The 22,556-nt window shown below is 46.2% G+C and carries 8 protein-coding genes; all 8 read right to left on the reverse strand.

Annotated features, from left to right (window positions below; translation table 11 throughout):
* Positions 1-151 (reverse strand): family 1 glycosylhydrolase (locus ACLFWI_RS08085; protein WP_446412522.1); only part of this gene is annotated, 151 nt, incomplete at its 3' end.
* 273 nt (positions 152-424) lie between these two features.
* Entirely contained in the window at positions 425-1,828 is a 1,404-nt protein-coding gene (locus tag ACLFWI_RS08090; RefSeq protein ID WP_446412515.1) for an aspartate aminotransferase family protein, read from the reverse strand.
* Positions 1,829-1,977: 149 nt separating this feature from the next.
* Positions 1,978-2,730 (reverse strand): class I SAM-dependent DNA methyltransferase, encoded by a 753-nt coding sequence (locus ACLFWI_RS08095; protein ID WP_446412516.1) that lies wholly within the window; start codon positions 2,728-2,730, stop codon positions 1,978-1,980.
* Between the two features lie 62 nt (positions 2,731-2,792).
* Positions 2,793-7,199 carry a non-ribosomal peptide synthetase family protein gene (locus tag ACLFWI_RS08100; protein ID WP_446412517.1) on the reverse strand — a complete coding sequence of 1,469 codons (4,407 nt, stop codon included), beginning with the start codon at positions 7,197-7,199 and terminating at the stop codon, positions 2,793-2,795.
* Between the two features lie 89 nt (positions 7,200-7,288).
* Positions 7,289-8,323, reverse strand: a complete 1,035-nt coding sequence (locus ACLFWI_RS08105; protein WP_446412518.1) for a TauD/TfdA family dioxygenase — start codon at positions 8,321-8,323, stop codon at positions 7,289-7,291.
* A gap of 84 nt (positions 8,324-8,407) precedes the next feature.
* A complete protein-coding gene (locus tag ACLFWI_RS08110; protein ID WP_446412519.1) occupies positions 8,408-12,913 on the reverse strand; it encodes an amino acid adenylation domain-containing protein in 4,506 nt (1,501 codons plus the stop codon).
* On the reverse strand, positions 12,910-19,410 hold the full coding sequence (locus tag ACLFWI_RS08115) for an amino acid adenylation domain-containing protein (protein WP_446412520.1): 6,501 nt from the start codon (positions 19,408-19,410) through the stop codon (positions 12,910-12,912). The genes ACLFWI_RS08110 and ACLFWI_RS08115 overlap by 4 nt, the downstream gene beginning before the upstream one ends.
* Positions 19,411-19,488: 78 nt before the next feature.
* The coding region (locus ACLFWI_RS08120; protein WP_446412521.1) for a condensation domain-containing protein at positions 19,489-22,556 on the reverse strand (3,068 nt) is incomplete at its 5' end.

Here is a 22,556-nt window from a genome sequence, read left to right on the forward strand (position 1 = left end):
CTGTATCGCCGTTCAGGGTACGTCCAGGGGTAGCGCTAAATGTATCCCAGACACTCGGTTTACGTCCACCTTCGTTTACTGCACCTTCGATTTGATAGGAAGCCGTGGCGCTTCCCCACCAGAACGCCTCTGGAAATTGGTAACTGGTCATGATGAATTAAAATTTTGATCCCAAGCCTATCATTGCAGATAAAAAGAAGATTACGCAGTAGTAGCATGGATAAGTAACCACTGGCTCCGAGGAGGTGCACTCCTCGATTGAGTAGTTGATAGCGTAACAAATCCATACTCCCTGACCCCGCAGAATTCTCCACCGATGTCCGGATCAGGAGTCATGAAGCTGCAGTCAAAGGGGAACTTCAGCTTAAATATTCCGAACATCTGGGATAATGCAATTCCCCTTTAAGCTGAGCAAATACCCTCCCTATCGCAGTTCCCCTATACTATCCTTCACGGCTTGAATGATGTAATCGATATCCTCATCAGTATGAGCAGTGGATAAGTAACCACTGGCTCCGAGGAGGTGAACTCCTCGGCTGAGTAGTTGATAGCGAAATAAACCCATACTCCCTGACGCCGCAGAATTCTCCGCAGAGGAGGGATTTTCTATAGCAGCTGATCCGAATAGTGAGCCAAAATTTGCCAACCGCAGGGGGACTTGATTAGCTTCAAAGAAAGTATTCAACGTTTCCACAAATTGCGACGTGCGTTGATTCAACTGTTCCTGGAGAGCAGAACCTTGAGTCTTGAGGTGCTTAAGAACTGCTCGTGCCGCCGCCATTGCTAAGGGATGCTTGCAGAATGTACCGGCAAAAAATGTCTTTGTGGCTTGGGGGTAGGAAGAATCTCCATAATTCCACATCCCACCATCAATCGCATCCATATAGACGGCTTTGCCAGCAATGATACCAATAGGCATTCCACCACCGACAATTTTTCCATAGGTGGCGATATCGGCTTCAATGCCAAAATAAGCCTGTGCGCCTCCCGGATGAATGCGGAATCCGGTTACCATTTCATCAAAGATTAAGGTTATCCCTAAGTCTTGGGTTAATTGTCGCAGTTGGTGGAGGAATGTTTTTGGTTGTAAAGCCGGTCTACTGGTTTGCACAGGAACCACGAGAACTGCTGCTAATTCTTGTTTATACTCTTTGATAGTCTCGAATGATTGAGGATTCCCATAATCCAAAACCAAAACATCGTTAACAGTATGAGGAGGTACGCCAGGAGCAAGAGGTACGACACGCAAATTGCCATCTACCCTTTGAGCTTTAACCAGTGTTCCATCAAAATGACCATGATATGAGCCTGAGAATAAGGCAATTTTAGTACGACCCGTTGCCGCTCGTGCCAGACGAATTGCTGTCATCACAGCTTCAGTGCCTGTATTACTAAATGCTACCCGTTCCATCCCCGTCAGTTGACAAATTAACTCAGCTACCTCCCCGGCTAGCTCTGATTGCAGTCCAACCTGTATCCCTTTATCCAATTGTTCCAAGAGTGCTTCTTTGATAAAAGGCGGATTATGACCAAAGAGATTAATTCCCAACCCCATCATCACATCAATATATTCGTTATCGTCAACATCCCAAATTCGGGAACCTAAAGATCGTTTGCCCACAATAGGATAATATAGTTCTTTAAAAACGGGATTGAATTCTCCTAAGTTTTTGTTGTCAGCGAGAACTGGACGATAGGTTTGTGCAAGCTGTTTTGACGTTTTCGTCCGTTGGGTATAGCGGGCAATAAATTCTTCTAGAGCCTTCTGTTGATGGAGCGTTTTCTCTGAGGTAGATACAGTAGCGCTAGTTTCTGTTTGGGTTGCCATAAAATTCTTATCTCCTTTTCTAATTCCTAGTATCAACAAAGCAAAGATTAGTGATGTGGCACACCTAGTTTAATAGATGAGAACTGTAGGGGCGCACCGACGTGCGCCCTTTCCACCGACGTGCGCCCTTTCCACCGACGTGCGCCCTTTCACTCAAGCCGCTTACGACAAACAAAATAGGTACTACCCGCTCTTTCAGGTATTGCTAAATCACGTTCAGCATCATAAATACTCACATCGGTAAAGCCTGCTTTTGACAGAGCGGACTGAACGTCTGAAGTAGAATAACACTTTTCAAGGATAGTTGTATCTGAACGCTGCCACGTTTCCTCAACCCATTGAAAAACTGTTAAATTGATCCGACCGACTTTGTCTTCGGGACAATAGCTATTTCGAGCCGCCCAAGCATAGTCATCTTTAACATTACCCGACATATTACCATTCCATTTCTGATATTCTTCTTCCAAATAGATGTAGAAGACGAACCAACCATTTTCCAATAATGCCTCATACACGTTATGAAATATTTTTTTTAACTCCTCAAACTTCATGATATGGTTCAAGACACCAATTGAAATAACTCCATGGAACGTTGATGGATATTCAAATGAGCAGGCGTCACCCAGTATAAATTGTCCACCGGGGGCATTCTGGTGAGCATAATTCAACATGCCTTTGGAGCCATCGATTCCAGTGACTTTATATCCTTTTTCAAGGAGTTGTTGTGCCAATTGTCCAGCACCGCAACCGAGGTCAAGAATATGCGCTCCCTCTGGTAGATGGGGAAGCAGCAATTTTTCTATAGGTGATAGCGTCTCCTTGAGGATTGCAATCGCCCAGTCTTCGTTGTAGATTCGCGCCAGAGGGTCATAGCTAGAATAATGAGTTGTTGCTTCAGACATAAAATATTTCTCCTGAGTATCGTTTTTACGTTTTCCTGAAAAAAGGAATAAAACTGTAGACTTTAGGCTTTATATGATTCCTTATTCCCCATTTTATCATTAAGAAGGTAAGCCAAGTAAGTCTTAATTAACTGATGATCCACAGGTGGACAAGTGATAGAAGTGCCTGCAAGTCCAGCGAGCGTATTCTGACCATCAAACTGTAGAAATTCCGAGTTTGGAGTTTCCGCTTCAGCATCTCTTGCGGGAAAAAATGGCACTAGGGGATATAAGGGATGTTCTACAGAACATTGAATACTATTAAGCAATTTTGTGCGCCATTGGTCATAAGAAAGCTGCTCCAAAGGATAGCCGAGTGAGCGAATTTGGTCAATTAGCTGACTAGAGTGGAGAATCTGAGAATTCACTAAATGAAACGCCTTGCCTATAGACTCTTTCTGCCTTGATAAATGGACAATCGCACGACTGACATAATCCACAGGAACAATGTTTTCCCGAATATCCTCATCAGGTACACTGCCGAGTTGGATACAGCCGATGATCAGTTTATACAAAAAGTCATGGGGATTAAAGACACCCGTATGGCTATGTCCGGATATCCGTGAGGGTCTATAAAAACAGACAGGAAGCCCTCGTTCCCTAGCCGTTTCTATTAATTTCTCGGCCACCCATTTACTCTGAGAATAACCACCAGCAGGTACATTGTTCTCATCTAGGCTATCCTGTTCGCGGATAATTTTAACACCCGAATCGCCGACGGCTGAAAAAACACTGGACGCGGAGATGAAATGTACAGGTTTGGCTTTAGTTTTACAGGCTAACCTGAGAACTTCCTGAGTTCCTAACACATTAGTCGCCTTGAGGACAGAATAGGGATAAACATGATGTACCCAGGCACCATTGTGATAAATGACATCAATTTGACGTGCCATTCCTTGAAATTGCTCCTCCGAAAGACCCAAAAGCGGCTCTGATAAATTACCCACAACTGGGATAATTCTGGAGCGGAGTGATTCATTCCAGAGGAGATAACCTTCAAGACTACGTTGGAGTTTTTTCTGCCCGTCCTCAAGGGTTTGGCAACGCACTAAGCAATAAATAGTAGCTTGGGTTTGTTGGAGGAGTTCATGGAGTAAAAAGGCTCCCAAAAATCCGGTTGCTCCGGTTAATAAAATATGAGCTGGCTCAGTTACAGGCTCACCGAATGTTTCTGGGAAGATGCTAGAATCTAGAATGGCTTCAGCGTTCAGATCAATAACCGTTTTGGCACTAAGTCTCGTACTAGATTCTGTGAAGTAAACCTTCTCGATATTCTCCGCTAAACCTGCCACCGTTGGTAATTCTAACAACTGACGTAAGGATACATCCACCTGAAATGTATCTCGTACCTTGGCAAGAAGCTGAGTGGTGAGTAACGAATGTCCTCCCAACTCAAAGAAATTGTCGTGGATACCCACTCGTTCAATTTTTAGCAGTTCAGCCCAAATTTTAACGAGTTTCTCTTCAACAGAAGTGCGGGGAGCAACAAAGACTCCAGCAATTTCTGGTCGTACTTGATCTGGAGCAGGTAATCCGCGCCGATCTACCTTACCATTGGGGGTTAAAGGTAAGTCCTTAAGCCACACAAAAGCCGATGGTATCATGTACTCTGGCAGCGTTTGTTTGAGGAAGTCGCGCAGTTGAGAAATAGTAGGAACGGATTCTCTATTCGGCACGATATAGGCAATCAAACGCTTATCTCCCGGGACATCGTCTCGTGCCAGAACCACGCTTTCCCGCACCCCTGGATGCTGGTTTAGTGCTGTCTCTATCTCACCTAACTCTATTCGGAAACCGCGAATCTTTACTTGGTTATCAATCCGTCCGATAAACTCAATGTTTCCATCGGGGAGGTAACGAGCTAAGTCTCCAGTCTTGTACAAACGCCCCCCGGATTCGTGACTAAAGGGGTTGGGAATAAACCGTTGCTCTGTCATTTCCGGTTGATTGAGATAACCTCTAGCTAAACCATCACCACTGATATAAAGTTCGCCAACTACGCCAATGGGAACCGGATGCAAATGAGCGTCAAGGAGATAAATTTGTGTGTTGGCAATGGGACGCCCGATGGGAACTTGAGTTCGTATCTCCGGAGATTGGCAATGGTAGACACTACTCCAAACAGTTCCTTCTGTTGGTCCATACTCGTTAAACAAAGAGGCTTCTAATTTTAAATCCAGGTGACGTTGTACCAACTCTTTTGAACAAGATTCTCCAGCAACAATAACAGTACGAAGTGAGGTTAACTGTTCGAGTTTTGCCTGTTCTAAGAGTAGTAAATACAACGAGGGAAGGCTTAATAAATGGGAGATATGGTTTTGAGTCATTAACTCAATGAGTTTTGGCACATCCCGTTGTAAACCCTCTGGCGGCAGGTAAAGCATTCCGCCTTGGCAGAGTGTCCAAAAGATGCCTGCAATGGAACTATCGAAGGCAAAGGAGGACAGTAATAAGAAGCGGGTGACGGGTTCTTTATAGTAAGTAAGACGAGCGCTAGTGGAGTGAACCAGATTTCGATGGGTAATTTGTACTCCCTTGGGTTTGCCTGTTGAACCCGAGGTGTAGATGATATAGGCTAAATTTTCGGCTGTCATTTCAGGGGGAAAACAATCCTGTTCGGATAAGGTTTGATCCCTCCTAGCCCCCCTTAACAAAGGGGGAATAGAAATAGACTTACTCTCTTGAGTAATGGCTTCCCAGTCATTGTCTAGGCAAATAATATGGGCGTTATGTTGGGGAAAATGGTCAATGAGTCGCTGCTGAGTCAATACCACTGAGGTTTGAGTATCCTCTAAAATGAAGGCTAAACGCTCTTGGGGATAGGTTGGATCTAGGGGTACATACGCTCCGCCAGCTTTGAGAATACCGAGAATACCAATCACCATTTCCAGTGAGCGCTCCACGCAAATCCCCACGAGTACATCTGGTTTTACTCCCAGTTGTTGCAAGTAGTGAGCGAGTTGATTGGCTTTTTGATTCAGTTGAGCATAGGTAAGTTGCTGGTCTTCAAAAGCAACGGCGATACTATTAGGTGTACGCTCTGCTTGTTCCTCGATTAAGTGGTGGATGCATTTGTCTTTAGGATAATCTGCCTGAGTTTGGTTGAATTCAACGAGAAGTTGGTTTCGGGCGCGATCGCTTAAAATATTCAACTCACTGATCGTTGCTTCTGGATTGTTCGTAGCACTGTCTACCAACTGATGAAATTGTTCAGCTAACTGTTGAATATCCTCTGCACACAGATGGTTGGCATCATAATGAAATTCTGTAATCAGAGCATCATCCCGATGCCGACAAGAGAGCTTAATTCTGAAGCGATAAATACAGGTGTATAATTCATCAATTGAAAAGGTTACTTCATCGTCAACATAGGGGATAAATCTGTCCTCAAACTCAAAACAAAGGGGACAAAACGATACCTCTACACCTGGCTCATCCGACTCAGTAACATAGTCCCAAGAAAAACAATCCTGCCATTTTTGAATCTGGGCGACAGACTCATCTACCTGCTGTAAAACGTGACTGAACCGCAAATCTTCTGCTAAACAACAACGCAAGGGTAAATACTTAGCAAATAACCCTAACGCCCCTTTGAGTTCCTCATAATTTCGACCATCACAGCCAGTACCAATAATAATCTCTGATTGTCCAGTCAGCCGCCAGAGTAACGTTTGCCAACAGGTTAGCAGCACAGTAGCTATTGGCGTCTGATACTTCTGGGCTATAGCTTCCAGCTTCGCTACTGAATTGGGCGCGATCGCTAAACTGATAAATTCCGGTTTAAACGGTGCTATTTCTAAACTAGGGCTGTCGTAAGGAAGCTTTAACGCCCAACGAGCCGAAAAATCTTGACCGCGCCAATACTCTCGTCCAATTTCCGTCTCCTCAGCGTTCAGTAATTCATTTTGCCATTCAGAAAAATCGGCATATTGCAGCGGTTCATCGGATCGGACATCTCCACGCAAAATCGCTGAATAAGACTGACCAGTTTCCCTGACTAAATTATGAAGAGTTACAGCATCTGCACAGAGAGCTGGTAATTGAAGACGTAATAGATACTTGTCTCCGGAAAGACTTACCAAACAGGTATGAAAAAGCGGACTCTGCTCAAGGTTACCAGAGGGTAAATTAAAAGAAACATTCTTCTTATCTTCTGCATTATCCGCCAAAAATTTTAATCTCACCTTGCTATCAGTAATAACCTGAACCGGAAGCGTCATTCCCGGAATACAAGGAAAATAAGTACGGAATATTTCATGGCGATTAACGACATCTTGTAAAGCCGCTTCCAAGCAACTGATATCAATCCTCCCTTCAATTTGAATAGCACAACAAGCCTGATAAACCGCACCCGGATCAACCCGTTGCAGCATCCCTAAATGTTCTTGCTGCGGTGAAAGTTTAAACCCCTCAATCATATCCTTGTCCATAATACCTCTCTTAACCTCTGCGAAACCTCTGCGTATCTCTGCGTTTCAAAAAAAGCCATCTATTGACCCTAACGCCAACTCAGAACAGACTAAGGACTATAAGGTTCAGCCATACCCACCATAATTTTCCGAGGAGGAACAAAAGGCTGACGACCATGTACCGCCAACATATTATCCAACATCAATACATCTCCCTTTTGCCAGGAAAACGTGATCATTTCTTGTTGATACACTTCCTGCAAATGTTCCAACACAGAAGGCTCAATAGGAGAACCATCTCCGTAATATGTATTCGTATGCAAATCTTCTTCTTTAAACATTGCCAACAACGAATCCCGGATAGCTGGTTCTAAAGTGGAAACATGGAAAAACGTTGCATGATTAAACCAAACCATTTCTCCTGTGTGTGGGTGTTGGACAACAGCGGGACCAATCTGACGGGTTCTCAAGCGACTTTCCTCTTTCCATTCCACCTCAATCCCGTGACTCTGACAATAGTCTTCCACCTTCTCTTTATCTGAGGTTTGAAATACCGTTTGCCAGGGAAGACCAAAACCATCACCGAAGTTACGCACATACATAACTTTTTTTTCAATAAAGCGATCGCGGATTTTGGGATCGATGCGATCAAAAATCTTGCGACAACTGCCAATTGGTGTTTGTCCCCCTTCTTTGGCTGGTTTCATGCAGAAAAAGAAGATTTTCAAGGGAAAGGTAGGAGAGTAGGAATGTTCATTATGCGGAAAAATGCTTTGCTCGGCAGGATAGTCTGTTGAGGTATAAATTCTACCACCCACCTGAGTGCGCGGTGATGCTCGATAGCGATACTCCAGCACTTCTGTACAAATCGCAGCAATAATCTGCTCGAATTCCTCTACTGATTTTACCTTAAAGTCTCGGAATAGAATAGCTCCATGCTTTAGTAGTTGGCTTTGGATAAAGTCACGATTTTGCTGACCCCAGGATTGTAAACTGACTCCCTTAACGGCGGGTTTGATAACCAGAGGAAATTTTTCATGGGGTTGTAAAAATTCTGTTTTGATTAATTCATCAGTCGATACAATAATGGCTTTTCGTCTAACAGTTACTAGCGTTCTGATGCTATTTTCTTCAGTTTTTGTCATGATTATAGCGCTCCTATTTTAGTTGGAAGAGGAAAGAGGTGGCAAGACGCTGGCGCTACCCTTGTTGTTGCAACATTGGCATACTTATCTGCTCTTAGTTCTGCGTTTGATAGTATTTAATTTCTGCTGAATAGCGCTTTGATAAGCTTGTTCTTTGGCAATGTTCTGTTGCTTATCTGCCGCAAAGCCTATTTCTTTCAGTTCATTCAACTTGACTGTTGGCACTGTCGTAATCTGGTGCAAAATCGTATCAAAATGACCGAGCATCCGGGTGATGCGACTCGCCTCAAATAACTCTGTATCGTACTTTAACACCCCTATTAATCCTTCGTCTGTTTCCATTACATCCAGGAGTAAGTCAAAGGTTGCTGCTGTGCTTTCAACCTCCACAGGACTTAAAGTTAAACCGGGAAGTTCTAAGGGCTGCATTGGTGCATTTTGAAGTATAAGTTTGACCTGAAATAGCGGCGTGCGGCTCAAATCTCGCTCTGGATTAAGTGTCTCAACTAGCTTGTCAAAGGGCAGATCCTGGTGAGTATAAGCTCCCAGAGTCATTTGGCGTACCCGTTCGAGTATCTCTCGAAAGCTGGGGTTTCCTCCGAGTTGGGTGCGTAATACCAATTGGTTGACAAAAAATCCAATTAACCCTTCCGTTTCGGCTCGGTTGCGATTAGCGACATCAGTACCAACAACAATGTCGTCTTGACCGGAATAGTAGTGGAGCAAGGTGCTAAAAGCAGCCAGCAGCGTCATAAACAAGGTGACTCCTTCCTTAGCGCTGAAGGCTTTGAGTTCTGCGGATCGGGTTTTGGATAGCCTTAGGAATTGTTTTGCCCCCCGATACGCTGGAACGGCGGGTCGAGGATGGTCAGTGGGTAATTTCAACACCGGAAGGTTATTGCCAAGCTGTTGCTGCCAGTATGCCAGTTGAGTGTCTAGCACTTCTTCCTGCAACCACTCTCGTTGCCAGACGGCAAAGTCTGCATACTGGATGGGTAGTTCTGGCAGTGGTGAGGACTGTCCGACACAGAAGACTTGATAAAGGGTAGCGATTTCTTGGATTAGGACTCCCATCGACCAACCATCAGCAACAATATGGTGCATGGTAAATAAAACCACGTAATCGGTTGCGCCGAGTTGCAGAAGTGTCACTCGCAATAACGGAGCTTTGGATAAGTCAAAGGGTTTCTGTGCTTCCTGTATCGCGAGCTGCTGGGACTGCTGGGACTGCTGATCCTCTGGGAGTGTCTTGAGGTCTATAACCTGCACCGTTAAAGTTAGGGTTGGGGCAATGACCTGGACAGGTTGTCCATTCACGGTGGTAAAGGTGGTACGCAAGATTTCGTGACGCCGCACAATTTCGTTGAGACTCTGCTCCAGTGCTGGGATATTGAGAGAACCTGTCAGACGCACGGCATCAAGAATGTTATACGCTGTGTTATTTGGCTCCACCTGATTCAGGAACCACAGCCGTTGTTGAGCGAAGGAAAGGGGTAGGTTTTGACCCCGTGGGACGGGTACAATGGGGGGAGCGTTTAGTCCTTGCCCCGCCTTCATGATCGTTTCAATGGTCTCAGCTAATTGTGCGATCGCAGGTGACTCAAACAAACTGCGTAGGGGTAGTTCTACCTGCAAGGTTGAGCGCACTCGGTAAATAACCTGGGTGGCTAGGAGTGAATGTCCACCTAACTCAAAGAAGTTATCATAGATACCCACTTGTTCTAACCCCAAGATATCTAGCCAGAGGGCTGACTGATTACCCATCACGACATAAGCAACCAACTGCTTATGGCTACGTCCATCATCCTGAGCCAGAACCACAGAATCTCGTACCCCTGGATATTGGCTCAATACGGCTTCAATCTCTCCGAGTTCGATACGAAAGCCGCGAATCTTTACCTGATGGTCGATGCGATCTAAAAACTCAATCGTGCCATCCGGGAGATAACGAGCCAAGTCCCCAGTTTTGTATAACCGCTTTATATTTGAAGATGGGTCTTCTTGTCTCCCCCTGCTCCTTTGGAATTGGAAGGGGTTGGGGATGAACTTCTCAGACGTCAGATCAGGGCGGTTAAGATAGCCCTTGGCTAACCCAGCACCACCAATATGCAGTTCCCCGGGTACACCAATGGGAGTTGGCTGGAGATAGCGATCAAGGATATAAATTTGCGTGTTGGCAATTGGTCGCCCGATGGGAGGGAGTTTGTTGGTTCCTTTCTTAACCCAGGCAAATGTAGAATAGGTGGTATCTTCAGACGGACCGTAGAGGTTAAAGACTTTCTCAACCGTGTCTCGCTGATAGATTCGCTCGACCAATCCATTCTGGAGAGGTTCACCTGCCAGGTTGACGATACGCACCGAAGCAGGTAAATCGTCAATGTTCAGTAATTCAGCGATCGCGCTAGGAACCGTATTAACCAAGGTGACTTCCTGGTTTGCAGGCAAAGTAGGCAGATGCAACACATTCTCAACCAAGATAATCTTACCCCCCCAGCTCAGGGGTACAAACAGCTCGAACACGGATAGATCGAAGCAGATAGAGGTCGAGGCGAGGACTCCAGCCAGATCCTCTTGTGCCAAGACAGTTCTTGCCCAATTCAATAGGACAACTGTACTGTAGTGAGCGATCGCAACTCCTTTTGGTGTTCCCGTGGAACCGGAGGTGTAGATGACATAGGCGAGGTTTTCTGGCTGAACTGCACTGACAGGATTCCCCTGGCTCTGTTGAGCAAGGACGTGCCAATCTGCATCCAACAAAACAACACAGGCATGATGTTTATCCAGCTTTGACACTAACCTTTGCTGAGTTAACAGCACCGACACCTGGGAATCGGACAAGATATGGGTCAAACGCTCTTGGGGATACGCGGGGTCTAGGGGGACATAAGCTCCCCCAGCTTTGAGAATACCCAATACACCCACGATCATCTCAAGCGATCGCTCTACACAAATACCCACCAATACCTCTGGCTTTACTCCCAACCTCTGTAGGTAGTGGGCGAGTTGATTCGCTCTGGCGTTCAGTTCTCGGTAGGTCAACGGTTGGTCTTTACAAACCACTGCTACTGCATCTGGAGTTCGTTCTACTTGAACCTCAAATAGCTGATGGATGCACTGGTCTTTGGGATAATCAGTATGGGTATCATTCCACTCCACCAACAACTGCTGCTGTTCCTTTGCTGTCAATAAACCAATTTTCCCTAAGCCCTGGTTAGGATTAGCAACAATGCTTTCCAACAGGGTTTGGAAATGCCCCACCATCCTGGTAATCGTGGCAGACTCAAATAAGTCCGTGCTGTAATTCAACGAGCCGATCAATCCCTGTTCTGTCTCTACCAGGTTTAGGCTCAAATCGAACTGTGCTGTACCCGTCTCAACCCTTAGGGGACTCACCGTCAAACCTGAAATTGCCAAGTCTTCTTGGGGCGCATTCTGAAGGGCGAACATGACTTGAAACAATGGATTGTGGCTCAGATTACGCTCTAGATTCAGTGCCTCTACTAGCTTTTCAAACGGCAGGTTCTGATGAGCATAAGCACCTAAACAGACCTCCCGCACCTGACTCAGCAATTCCCGAAAACTGAGATTGCCGGAAAGGTGGTTACGTAGCACTAGGGTATTGACAAAAAAGCCAATTATTCCTTCCACCTCAGCCCGGTTGCGGTTGGCGATGGGTGAACCGACCAAGATGTCATCCTGCCCAGTATAACGGTGGAGCAACGTCATAAACGCTGCCAGTAAGGTCATGAAAAGAGTGACATTTTCCTGGCGCGAGAGTGCTTTGAGCGCTTCAGTCAGGTTGGGGGATAGGGAGAAAAATTGAGTCGCACCTTGACCCGTCTGAATTGCAGGTCGGGGATAATCTGTGGGTAACTGAAGTAGGGAGGGAGGGTTGCTAAGCTGCTGTTGCCAGTAAGCGAGTTCTGTTTCCATAACTTGCCCCTGCAACCACTCTCGTTGCCAGACGGCAAAGTCTGCATACTGGATGGGCAGTTCTGGCAGGGGTGAGGGCTTCCCGACACAGAAGGCTTCGTAAACAGCGGCAACTTCCTGAATGAGTACCCCCATTGACCAGCCGTCAGAGATGATATGGTGCATCGTGAACAACACCATATAGTCTTCTGCATCTAGCTTGAGAATTGTGGCTCGCAGTAAGGGGTCGCCTGCCAAATTGAAGGGGTACTGAGCTTCTTCATTGGCTCTGCGCCTGACTTCAACCTCCCGCTCGTCTGGAGGTAGCTGCCGCAGGTCTACTAGGGGCAGGGTTAAGGTTAAGCTAGGAGCAATGCACTGGAATGGTTGGTTATTAACTGTCGTAAAGGTGGTTCGCAAAACTTCATGACGCCTCACAATTTCATTGAGACTCTGCTCCAGTGCTGGGATATTCAGGGAACCCGTAATCCGTAAAGCGGTGGCGATATTGTAGGCAGAAAGACCCGGTTGCAATTGGTCGAGGAACCACAGCCGCTGTTGGGCAAAAGACAGGGGGAATCGCTGAGACTGAGTTGCCTTATTTTGGAGTAATTGTGCTAGAAGTTCACGCTTTTTCTTCGGTGAATGTTCAGTGAGCCGTCTTGAAGTATTGCTCATGAATTAACCTCCTGTTCCGCTAACATTTTCTGAAGCAATGAATCTACATCTTGCTCGGACATTTGATTCAGATTTGCCAATACCTGTTCGGCATTTATCCGCTCAATTTTTGAGATTGGATTGGGACTCTGGCTGTCTTTTTCTCCCTGTTTCTGTTGAATAGCAAACGCTTGGTCAGCCACAGTAGGGGCTTCAAAGAGGTGGCGTAGGGGTAGTTCTACTTGGAAGGCTTTACACATCTGAGAAATGACCTGAGTTGCCAGCAGGGAATGACCGCCTAACTCAAAAAAGTTGTCATAAATACCGACTTGTTCTACACCGAGAATGTCTTGCCAAATCTTGGCAACCCTTTGCTCCACCTCATTGCGTGGCATTACATAGGCAACGTCTAAGTCCGGGGAAAAATTATCTGGCACAGGTAAAGCGTTGCGGTCTACTTTGCCATTTGGAGTTAGGGGTAACGCTTCGAGTGGCACGAAGACTGAAGACACCATGTATTCGGGCAACTTCTCTTTCAGGAAGTGGCGCAGGTCACTGATAGAAGGTGCTGGCTGTTGTTGTGTAACGATATAGGCGATTAGGCGCTTGTCTCCCTGCACTTTCTCATGAGCTAGAACTACCGTTTCTCGCACGGCTGGGTGTTGACTTAGTACAGCTTCAATTTCTCCCAGTTCGATACGAAAGCCGCGAATCTTTACTTGGTGATCCATGCGACTGATGTACTCAAGAGTACCATCTGGTCTGTAGCGAACTAAGTCACCCGTCTTGTACAGTCGGGAAGCTGGATCACTATTAAAGGGATTCGAGATAAACTTCTCAGATGTCAGCTCAGGTTTATCGAGATAACCACGGGCTAAACCTAAACCGCCGATGTGTAGTTCACCGATAATCCCCACAGGAACAGGTTGCTGGTTTTGATCCAAAACATACAATTTCGTGTTGGCAATTGGGCGACCGATGGAAATGACTTCACCTCCTCTAAAGTCACTCTTTTGACTATCTACTTTGTAGGCAGTTGACCAGATAGTGGTTTCTGTGGGTCCGTATAGATTCCATAATTCAGTACCTCGTTCGAGTAACTCAATAGCAAGTTCGCGGTTGAGAGTTTCACCGCCGCAGAGGATTTTTAATGACCCACTGCCTTCCCACCCTGCGGCTAAAAGCATTCGCCAAGTGGCTGGTGTAGCCTGGATCACCGTGGCACCGGAGGATGCTAATTGCTCTAATAAGCGAGTGCCGTCAGCAGCCACTTCACGATGGACTACCACCAAACGAGCGCCTACAATCAGGGGTAGGTACAGTTCTAGTGCTGCAATATCAAACGATAATGGGGTGACTGAGAGGAGGGTATCTTCCTGAGTTAGCCCTGGAGTCAGGCGCATCGCACTTAAGAAGTTAACTAAAGCGCTATGCAGAATTTGAACTCCTTTTGGTTTGCCTGTTGAGCCGGAGGTGTAGATTAAATAGGCTAAGTTTTGAGTAGTGACCTGGCTGATGGGATTGCGATCGCGTTCTTGGCTAATCTGCTCCCAGTCAGCATCGAGATACACAACCTGAGCCTGGTATTCTGGCAACCGTGACAGCAACGTTTCTGTCGTTAGTAGCACTGGCACGTTAGCATCTTCTAGCATGAAGACTAGGCGTTCTTGCGGATACCCTGGATCTAAAGGCACATAAGCCCCGCCAGCTTTGAGAATACCCAATACACCCACAACCATTTCGAGCGATCGCTCTACACATAGTCCCACCAGTCCCTCTGGTTTTACACCCAGCTTTTGCAGATGGTGCGCGAGTTGATTTGCCCTAGCGTTCAGTTCTCGGTAGGTCAACTGTTGATCTTCAAAGACTACCGCTACTGCATCCGGTGTCTGTTCTACTTGAGCTTCAAACAACTGATGAATGCATTGATTCTGGGGATAATCTGCCCCAGTGTCATTCCACTCCACTAGCAATTGTTGTTTTTCAGCGTCTGTTAAGAGCTGTAAGTCTTCCAGAGGCTGGTCAGGATTGGCGAGAATGCTTGCCACTAAGGTCTGAAAATGCCCTAGCATTCTCGCGATCGTACCTGCGTCGAATAAATCGGTATTGTACTCTAAGCTCCCAATCAGCCCTTGCTCGGTTTCCCTCATCGACAGGCTCAAATCAAATTTTGCCGTACTGCTCTCCGTTTCTAAAAGATTCAGAGTCAAACCGGGTAACGCTAAAGCCGATATTGGCGTGTTGCCGAACTCAAACATCACCTGGAACAGTGGCGTGTGGCTCAAATCCCGCTCCAGTTGCAGTTCATTGACAAGGCGCTCAAAGGGCAAGTCCTGGTGAGCATAGGCTGCCAGCGCGACGTTACGCACTCGGCTCAAAAGCTCCCGAAAACTGGGACGACCTCCAAGGTTGGTACGCATGACCAAGGTATTGACAAAAAACCCAATCAGTCCCTCAATTTCGCTCCGGTTTCGGTTAGCAATAGGCGAACCTACAAGAATATCGTTTTGCCCTGTGTAGCGGTAGAGCAACGTCTTGAATGCCGCCAGCAGGGTCATGAAAAGGGTGACATCCTCCTGCTTACTCAACTCTTTAAGCGCTTCGGTTAACGCCTTAGGCAAAATGAACGATTGTGTTGCACCCCGGAAGGTTTGAACTGGGGGGCGGGTTCGGTCTGTGGGGAGTTCCAAGAGTGGCGGGCTGCCCTCAAGCTGATGCCGCCAGTAGGTTAGCTGGGTTTCTAGTACTTCCCCCTGTAGCCACTGTTGCTGCCAGACCGCAAAGTCTGCATACTGAATAGGTAACTCTGGTAGCGGCGAGGGTTTTCCTATAGAAAAGGCTTCGTAGAGTATTGCTAGTTCACGAAGAAGTACCCCCTTAGACCAAGCGTCGGAGATAATGTGGTGCATAGTGAACAGCAACACATACTCTATCTCGTCCAACCGCAGGAGAGTGCATCGCAGTAGGGGTGCCTTTGAGAGGTTGAAAGACTGCTGACCCTCTTCAGTAGCTCGGCGCAGAACCTCGCCTTTTCTCTCGGCTTCAGGGAGTTCCTGTAGGTCAACAACTGGCAGGGTTAAGGGTAAGGTGGGAGCAATCACTTGAACAGGCTGCCCCTCTACCACAGTAAAGGTCGTTCGCAAGACTTCGTGGCGGCGCAGGATTTCATTGAAGCTTTGCTCCAGTGCAGCTAGGTTCAGCCTTCCCAGCAGATGTACGGCTGCCGATTGGTTATAGAAGGGGTTTCCCGGCTCTAACTGCTCAAGGAACCACAGCCTAGCTTGAGCAAAGGACAAGGGAAAAGTGCTGGAGTGTCGAGGTTGAGGCTTGATTTTTTGGGGTGAGACGTTATCTCGTTTCTCCAGCAGTTCACTATCCGTCTGTTCAGCTAACCTTTGTGTAATGATTACTGCCAAATCAGCAATAGTGGGAGCATCAAAAAAGTTGCTCAGGGGTAACTCCACGGCAAAGGTGTCACGCAAACGAGATACAACCTGAGTGACGAGCAGAGAGTGTCCACCTAAATCGAAGAAATTGTCGTGAACACCAACCTGCTCAAGCCTCAACAGTTCTGCCCAAGTTCTTGCCAGTGACTCTTCAACAGGTGTTCGGGGTGTCACAAAAGCATCTTCTAAATCGGGTCTAGTTATCTCCAGTGAACGCAGCACCTGAAAATCCACCTTACCGTTGGCAGTTAGGGGCAGGTTTTTCAACAGCACAAAGGCTGATGGCATCATATAGTCAGGCAGCTTTTCTTTCAGAAAATGGCGCAGTTCACTAGTATTGAAGGTTTTGCCCTGCCTGGGAATAACATAAGCGACTAAGCGTTTGCCACCAGAGTCATCTTCCCGAACTAGAACTGCAACGTCTTGAACTTCGGGGTTTTGTCTGAGTACCGACTCAATCTCTCCCGGTTCAATGCGGAAGCCGCGAATTTTGATCTGGTTGTCAATTCGCCCCAGAAACTCAATTGTGCCGTCAGGAAGATAACGCGCCAAGTCTCCCGTTTTGTATAACCGTGACTCCGATTCATGGCTAAAGGGGTTGGGAATAAATCTCTCGTTTGTTAATTCCGGTTGGTTCAGATACCCCCGCGCCAGATTATTTCCCCCAATGTACAGCTCTCCTGGTACACCCATCGGGACAGGTTGTAAATACTCGTCCAGAATGTAAACCTGAGTATTGGCAAGAGGACGCCCCATGGGGACAGTCTGCGATCGCTGTTGGATTGACTCATCCTCGATAGAATAAGTCAGGACACCAATTGTCGCTTCCGTGGGTCCGTAATGGTTGATAATTTGGCAACTTGGTGCATACTGCTTGAGGTTCTCCACTAACGTCCAACTCAGCGCTTCGCCCCCCAGAATCAGGTGCTTTTTGGGTAAAATCTTCTCCGGGTGAGATGCACTTAAAAGCGCTTTTAGGTGAGACGGGACAATTTTGAGACAGTCAATGGGATGATGGTTGCAATAATCGGCTAAGGCTTCGGGATTCGTGGCTCCCTCCTGGGAGATAATATGCAGACATCCCCCTGTACACAACGCTGAGAAGATGGCAGTGTTACCTAAATCGGCGGCGAAGGTGGAAATGGTTGCGAAACTAGCACCCCTGGGTAAGTCGAGTTGGTTGATAATTCCGTTCAGATAATTAAGTAGTTGCCGATGCTCAATTGCCACACCCTTGGGTTTGCCTGTAGAACCTGATGTGTAAATAACGTAGACCAGATTCTTACTCGTTACTTCACTGCTAGGATTGGCATCACTCTGTTGAGCCATAGTATCCCAGTCTGTATCTAAGCAGATTACCTGTGCCGCAAGAGTTGGACAAGTTTCGACTAACGACTGTTGGGTTAAGAGGATGGGAACTTGAGCATCTTGCAACCGGAAGATTAGAGCCTCAATGGGTAAGGCTGGATCGAGGGGTAAGTAGGCTCCTCCAGCTTTGAGGATACCCAGGAGTCCTATAATCATGTCTAGGGAACGCTCTACCCACAGTCCAACTACACCCTCTGGCTTGACTCCCCGTTGCTGCAAGGTGCGAGCCAGTTGATTGGCTTTTTGGTTAAGCTGGGCATAGGTTAACTGTTGGTCTTCAAAGACAACAGCAATAGTATTCGGTGTCTTTTTTACCTGTTCTTCAAAGCGTTGGTGAATACATTGATCTAGAGGGTAATCAATCTGGGTGTGGTTAAACTCAACTAGGAGTTGTTGGCGATCACTAGGCGTGAGCATCTCTAAGTGACTAATGAGCGCCTCTGGATTTTCAATCGCACTGGTTAATAAAGCCTGAAACTGTCTAGACAGGCGTTGAATGGCATCTACAGAGAATAAATTAGTATCGTAATGAACGTCTAAACTCAGAGAGTTGTTGCTACTAATACAGGTCAGTTTAACCTTGAACGGTTCAATACAGGTGTACTGCTTGTAAAGAGAGAATGAAACACCAGCACTCAACCATTGTTCCGACCATTCAACCCATTCAAAACCAATTTGAGACGTTCTTCTATCGTCATTCCAGCAAAAATAATCTTGCCATTCTTCAGCATCAACCGTCGCTTTCCTAACGAGTTCTAAGGCTTCTGTGAAGTGCAAGTCTGGTACAACGTGAATTTTAATCGGCAGCCAAGTAGCCAGTAGCCCTAGTACATTATGCAGGGGTTCATATTCTCCTTCTCTGCGATCATAGATTGTGCCGACGACAATATCTGACTGTCCTGTAACTCGCCAAAGCAGGATTTGCCAACAGGTTAGTAGCACGACAGACGCTGAAGTATCATACTGCTGCACCAGCGCCTCAATTTTCCCGAGTACATCAGAGCTAAGCGTCACGCTCAGACAGCTAGGATCAAATGTTGACTGTGGCAAAGATTCGTTCTCAAAAGGCAGCTTCAATCTGTTTGCATTTGAGAAATCTTGCTGATCCCAATACTCTTTGCCTGCTTCAGCATCGTCGTCTTCAAGTAACTGATTCTGCCACTCTGAAAATTGAACATATTGCACCACTGGATCGGACACTTCCTCACCTTGTAAGTAAGCCGAGTAAGCCTTACTAATTTCAGCGACCAAATTCTTGAGAGTCCAAGCGTCACCACAAAGGGAAGGTAAGCTAACTATCAAAACGTGTGTAGTGGCTGAGAGCTTGAGTAGAAATGAACGCAAAATCGCTCCTTGCTCCAAGTCAAAGCCTTGGTATCTCTGTTCCAGACAAAGGGACTCAATTTTAGTGTCTTGTTCCTCCGCTTCCAAATCACTCAAATTGATATTGTGCCACGACCAGCTACTGCTATCAGTTATAACCATGACGGGCATTTTTATCCCAGGGAGGCGGCGAAAATTTGTACATAGAATTCTCTGCCGATTGACAACGTTATGTAAAGCATATTTCAATATCTCTGGTTTGAGATGACCTTCTAGGAGAAGGGCGCACTGGACACAGTAAGCTGAACTATTTTGTTGGAATGACCAAATACGCTTCTGTTGAGGAGAAAGTCGAAAGCCTTTAGTAATTTGATTTTGCATTTATACACATCTACTCATTTAGCTGTTTACAATCCATAAAGCAGGCTCTTGATCCTCTTTACCTAATACTGATGTAAATTAAGCCCCTTGAACCATTTCACCCATTGTTACCACGATCTTACGATCACCTATGTAAGGATTGCGTCCGTGAGCAGTCAACATATTATCTAGCATTAATACATCTCCTCTCTGCCAAGGAAAGCTCACTTGAGCTTTTTGGTAAACTGCCATAATTTCCTCAATAACAGAATCTTCAATTGGGGAGTGATCACCATAGTAAACATGGCGTGGAAGATTATCTTCACTGAATGTAGATAGTAAGGATTCCCTAACTTCTGGTTTTAGGCAAGAGGCATGGTGTAACTGGATTTGATTAAAAAATACCGACTCACCCGTCTGAGGATGCTGGATAATTGCCGGACGCACCTGACAAGTTCTTAAGCCTCCATCTGGTTTCCACTCAACATGAATTGATGCTTTGCGACAATAGTCCTCCACTTTCTTCTTATCAGTGGTATGAAAAAAGTCTTGCCAGCTTACATCCAAACCATTGGTATAGTTTCGGACATACATTAACTGCTTTGTATCAAATATTTCTCGCAGTTTTGGATTGAGTAGTTGAAAGATTTTCCTACAGTCAACTATCGGCGTTTCTCCCCCTGATTGAGACGGTTGCACGCAGAAGAACCAGATTTTTTTGGGCCAGCAGTGCATGTGGGAACTTTCGTTGTGAAATAAGATAGGCTGCTCGGAAGGATAAGGAGTCGAGCGGTAAACTTTGCCAGAGACTCCTTCACGCGGCAAATCACCGTATTCTCCAAATAAACTTGGACAAATAGCTTCAGCTAACCTTTCAAACTCGGAGACTGAGCTAATATCAAATCCTCGGAAAAGAATAGCGCCATGCTTTAAGAGTTCGCTCTCTATTAATTCCTGATTACTCTTAATCCATTGTATTACACAAACCTCTTCAATATTCGGTTGAATTACAAAAGGCAATGTTTCCTTGGTCGGCAAATAACCCGTCTTTATCAATCTTTCTTGTGATAAGTCTACAGCTTGAGGTTGAACTGCCAGGAACTGCTTGAGTTTTGTGATTTTATTCTGTTTTTTTACAGCTTGTTGTTCTTTTTCAGTTTCTGTGGTCATTTCTAGAGTGTTTATTCTGGCATCAGGTTGCGCCACGATGTTCTTGAGTAGTGTCTCTAACTGATCTGACATACGGTTGATAGTGGCGGCTTCAAACAAGTCAGCATGGTACTGCCACTTTCCTTCAATCCCTTGATCCGTTTCTGTCAAAAATAAAACCAAATCAAACCTTGCTATTTCGTTATCCACCTCCAGAAGGCTTAGCGTTAGTCCTGGTAATTCCAAAGGCGGCATCGGGGCATTTTGAAGTACAAACAACACCTGAAATAGAGGGGTGTGGCTCGATTTTCGCTTAGGCTGTAGAGCGTCTACTAATTTGTCGAAGGGTAAATCTTGATGAGCATAAGCTCCTAAGGCTACCTCCCGTACTCGTTTAAGCAACTCTCGGAAACTGGGGTTTCCACTCAAGTCGGTACGCAAGACTAGCAAGTTGACAAAAAAACCAATCAATGGCTCTATCTCAGCCCGATTACGATTGGCAACATCAGTACCGACAACAATGTCATCTTGATGGGTGTAGCGTTGTAGCAGTACCTGAAAAGCTGCCAGCAGAGTCATGAACAAGGTAACTCCCTCTTGGTGCGAGAGTGCTTGGAGCGCTTTGGATAGGTTGGCGGGAATTAGGAAAGATTGAGTAGCACCTCGGTTGGTTTTTACTTCTTCTCTGGGACGAACTGTAGGCAATTGCAGCACAGGTAGATTACTATCCAATTGCTGCTTCCAGTAAGCAAGTTGGGCTTCCAGTACTTCTCCTTGCAACCACTGACGTTGCCAAACGGCAAAGTCTGCGTACTGGATGGGCAGTTCTGGTAGTGGGGAGGGCTGAGTGTCACAAAAGGCTTCGTAAAGTGCGGCTAACTCTCGTACCAACACGCCTATTGACCAACCATCTGAAACAATATGATGAATTGTGAACAATAGGACATGCTCTTTCTCGTCAAGGCGTAGGAGAGTGTATCGCAGAAGTGGTCCTTGAACCAGGTTGAAAGGGCGTTGGGCTTCTTGACGAGCTAGGCGCTGAACCTCAGCTTCTCGTGCCGTTTCTGAGCAATCGCAAATATCTATTATGGGCAGGCTCAGATTGAGGGCTGGGGTTATCACTTGAACGGGTTGCCCATCAGTTTGGGAAAAGGTCGTTCGTAGACCTTCATGACGACGCACGATTTCATTGAAACTCTGTTCTAGTACAGTGACATTGAGTTCCCCAACTAGGCGCACGGCAGCAGGAGTATTGTAAATACCACTGTTTGGCTGTAGTTGCTCTAGTAACCACAGTCGCTGTTGAGCAAAGGACAGGGATTGCTTAGCTTGTCGGGAGACACGCTCAATGGTGCAAGTCTTCTGTTCTAGTTCTGCCTTCATTAGCTCTTGGATGCCCTTAGCCAGTCCAGCTATGGTCGGTGACTCAAACAAGCAGCGTAGCGGCAGTTCTACCTTGAAGGTTTTCCGTAGGTGAGAAATCACCTGAGTAGCGAATAGTGAATGTCCACCTAACTCAAAGAAATTGTCGTAGATACCTACTTGCTTAAGACCCAGAACTTGAGTCCAAATCCTAGCTAGCTCTTCTTCCACTGGATTGCTAGGTGCGACAAAAGATTTTTCTAGATAGGAGCTAGCGAGATCCGGTGCGGGTAGAGCGCTACGATCTATCTTGCCGTTGGGTGTCAGCGGTAGCACCTCCAACGGCATAAAAACCGACGGCATCATGTAATCCGGTAGCTTTTTCTCTAATAAGTTACGCAGTTCGTGAATGATGCCATCTAACGATGCCTGAGCTAGCAAATACGCTACCAAGCGCTGGTTGCCGGGTTCATCTTCCTTAGCTATAACCACAGCTTGTTGCACGGCTTGGTGTTGGCTCAACACTGCTTCAATCTCTTCTAGCTCAATGCGGAAGCCGCGAATTTTTACCTGATGGTCGATGCGACCAAGGTACTCAATGGTTCCATCTGGGAGATAACGAGCTAAGTCGCCAGTCTTGTAAACTCTCGTAGGTT

Source organism: Coleofasciculus sp., from assembly GCF_046539235.1.
In the GTDB taxonomy this organism is placed as follows: domain Bacteria; phylum Cyanobacteriota; class Cyanobacteriia; order Cyanobacteriales; family Coleofasciculaceae; genus Coleofasciculus.

Bases quoted from the DNA above. Each gene is read 5' to 3' on its own strand.
- ACLFWI_RS08095 (WP_446412516.1), bottom strand. From the start codon at position 2,730: ATGTCTGAAGCAACAACTCATTATTCTAGCTATGACCCTCTGGCGCGA.
- ACLFWI_RS08105 (WP_446412518.1), bottom strand. From the start codon at position 8,323: ATGACAAAAACTGAAGAAAATAGCATCAGAACGCTAGTAACTGTTAGA.
- ACLFWI_RS08115 (WP_446412520.1), bottom strand. From the start codon at position 19,410: ATGCAAAATCAAATTACTAAAGGCTTTCGACTTTCTCCTCAACAGAAG.
- ACLFWI_RS08090 (WP_446412515.1), bottom strand. From the start codon at position 1,828: ATGGCAACCCAAACAGAAACTAGCGCTACTGTATCTACCTCAGAGAAA.
- ACLFWI_RS08100 (WP_446412517.1), bottom strand. From the start codon at position 7,199: ATGGACAAGGATATGATTGAGGGGTTTAAACTTTCACCGCAGCAAGAA.
- ACLFWI_RS08110 (WP_446412519.1), bottom strand. From the start codon at position 12,913: ATGAGCAATACTTCAAGACGGCTCACTGAACATTCACCGAAGAAAAAG.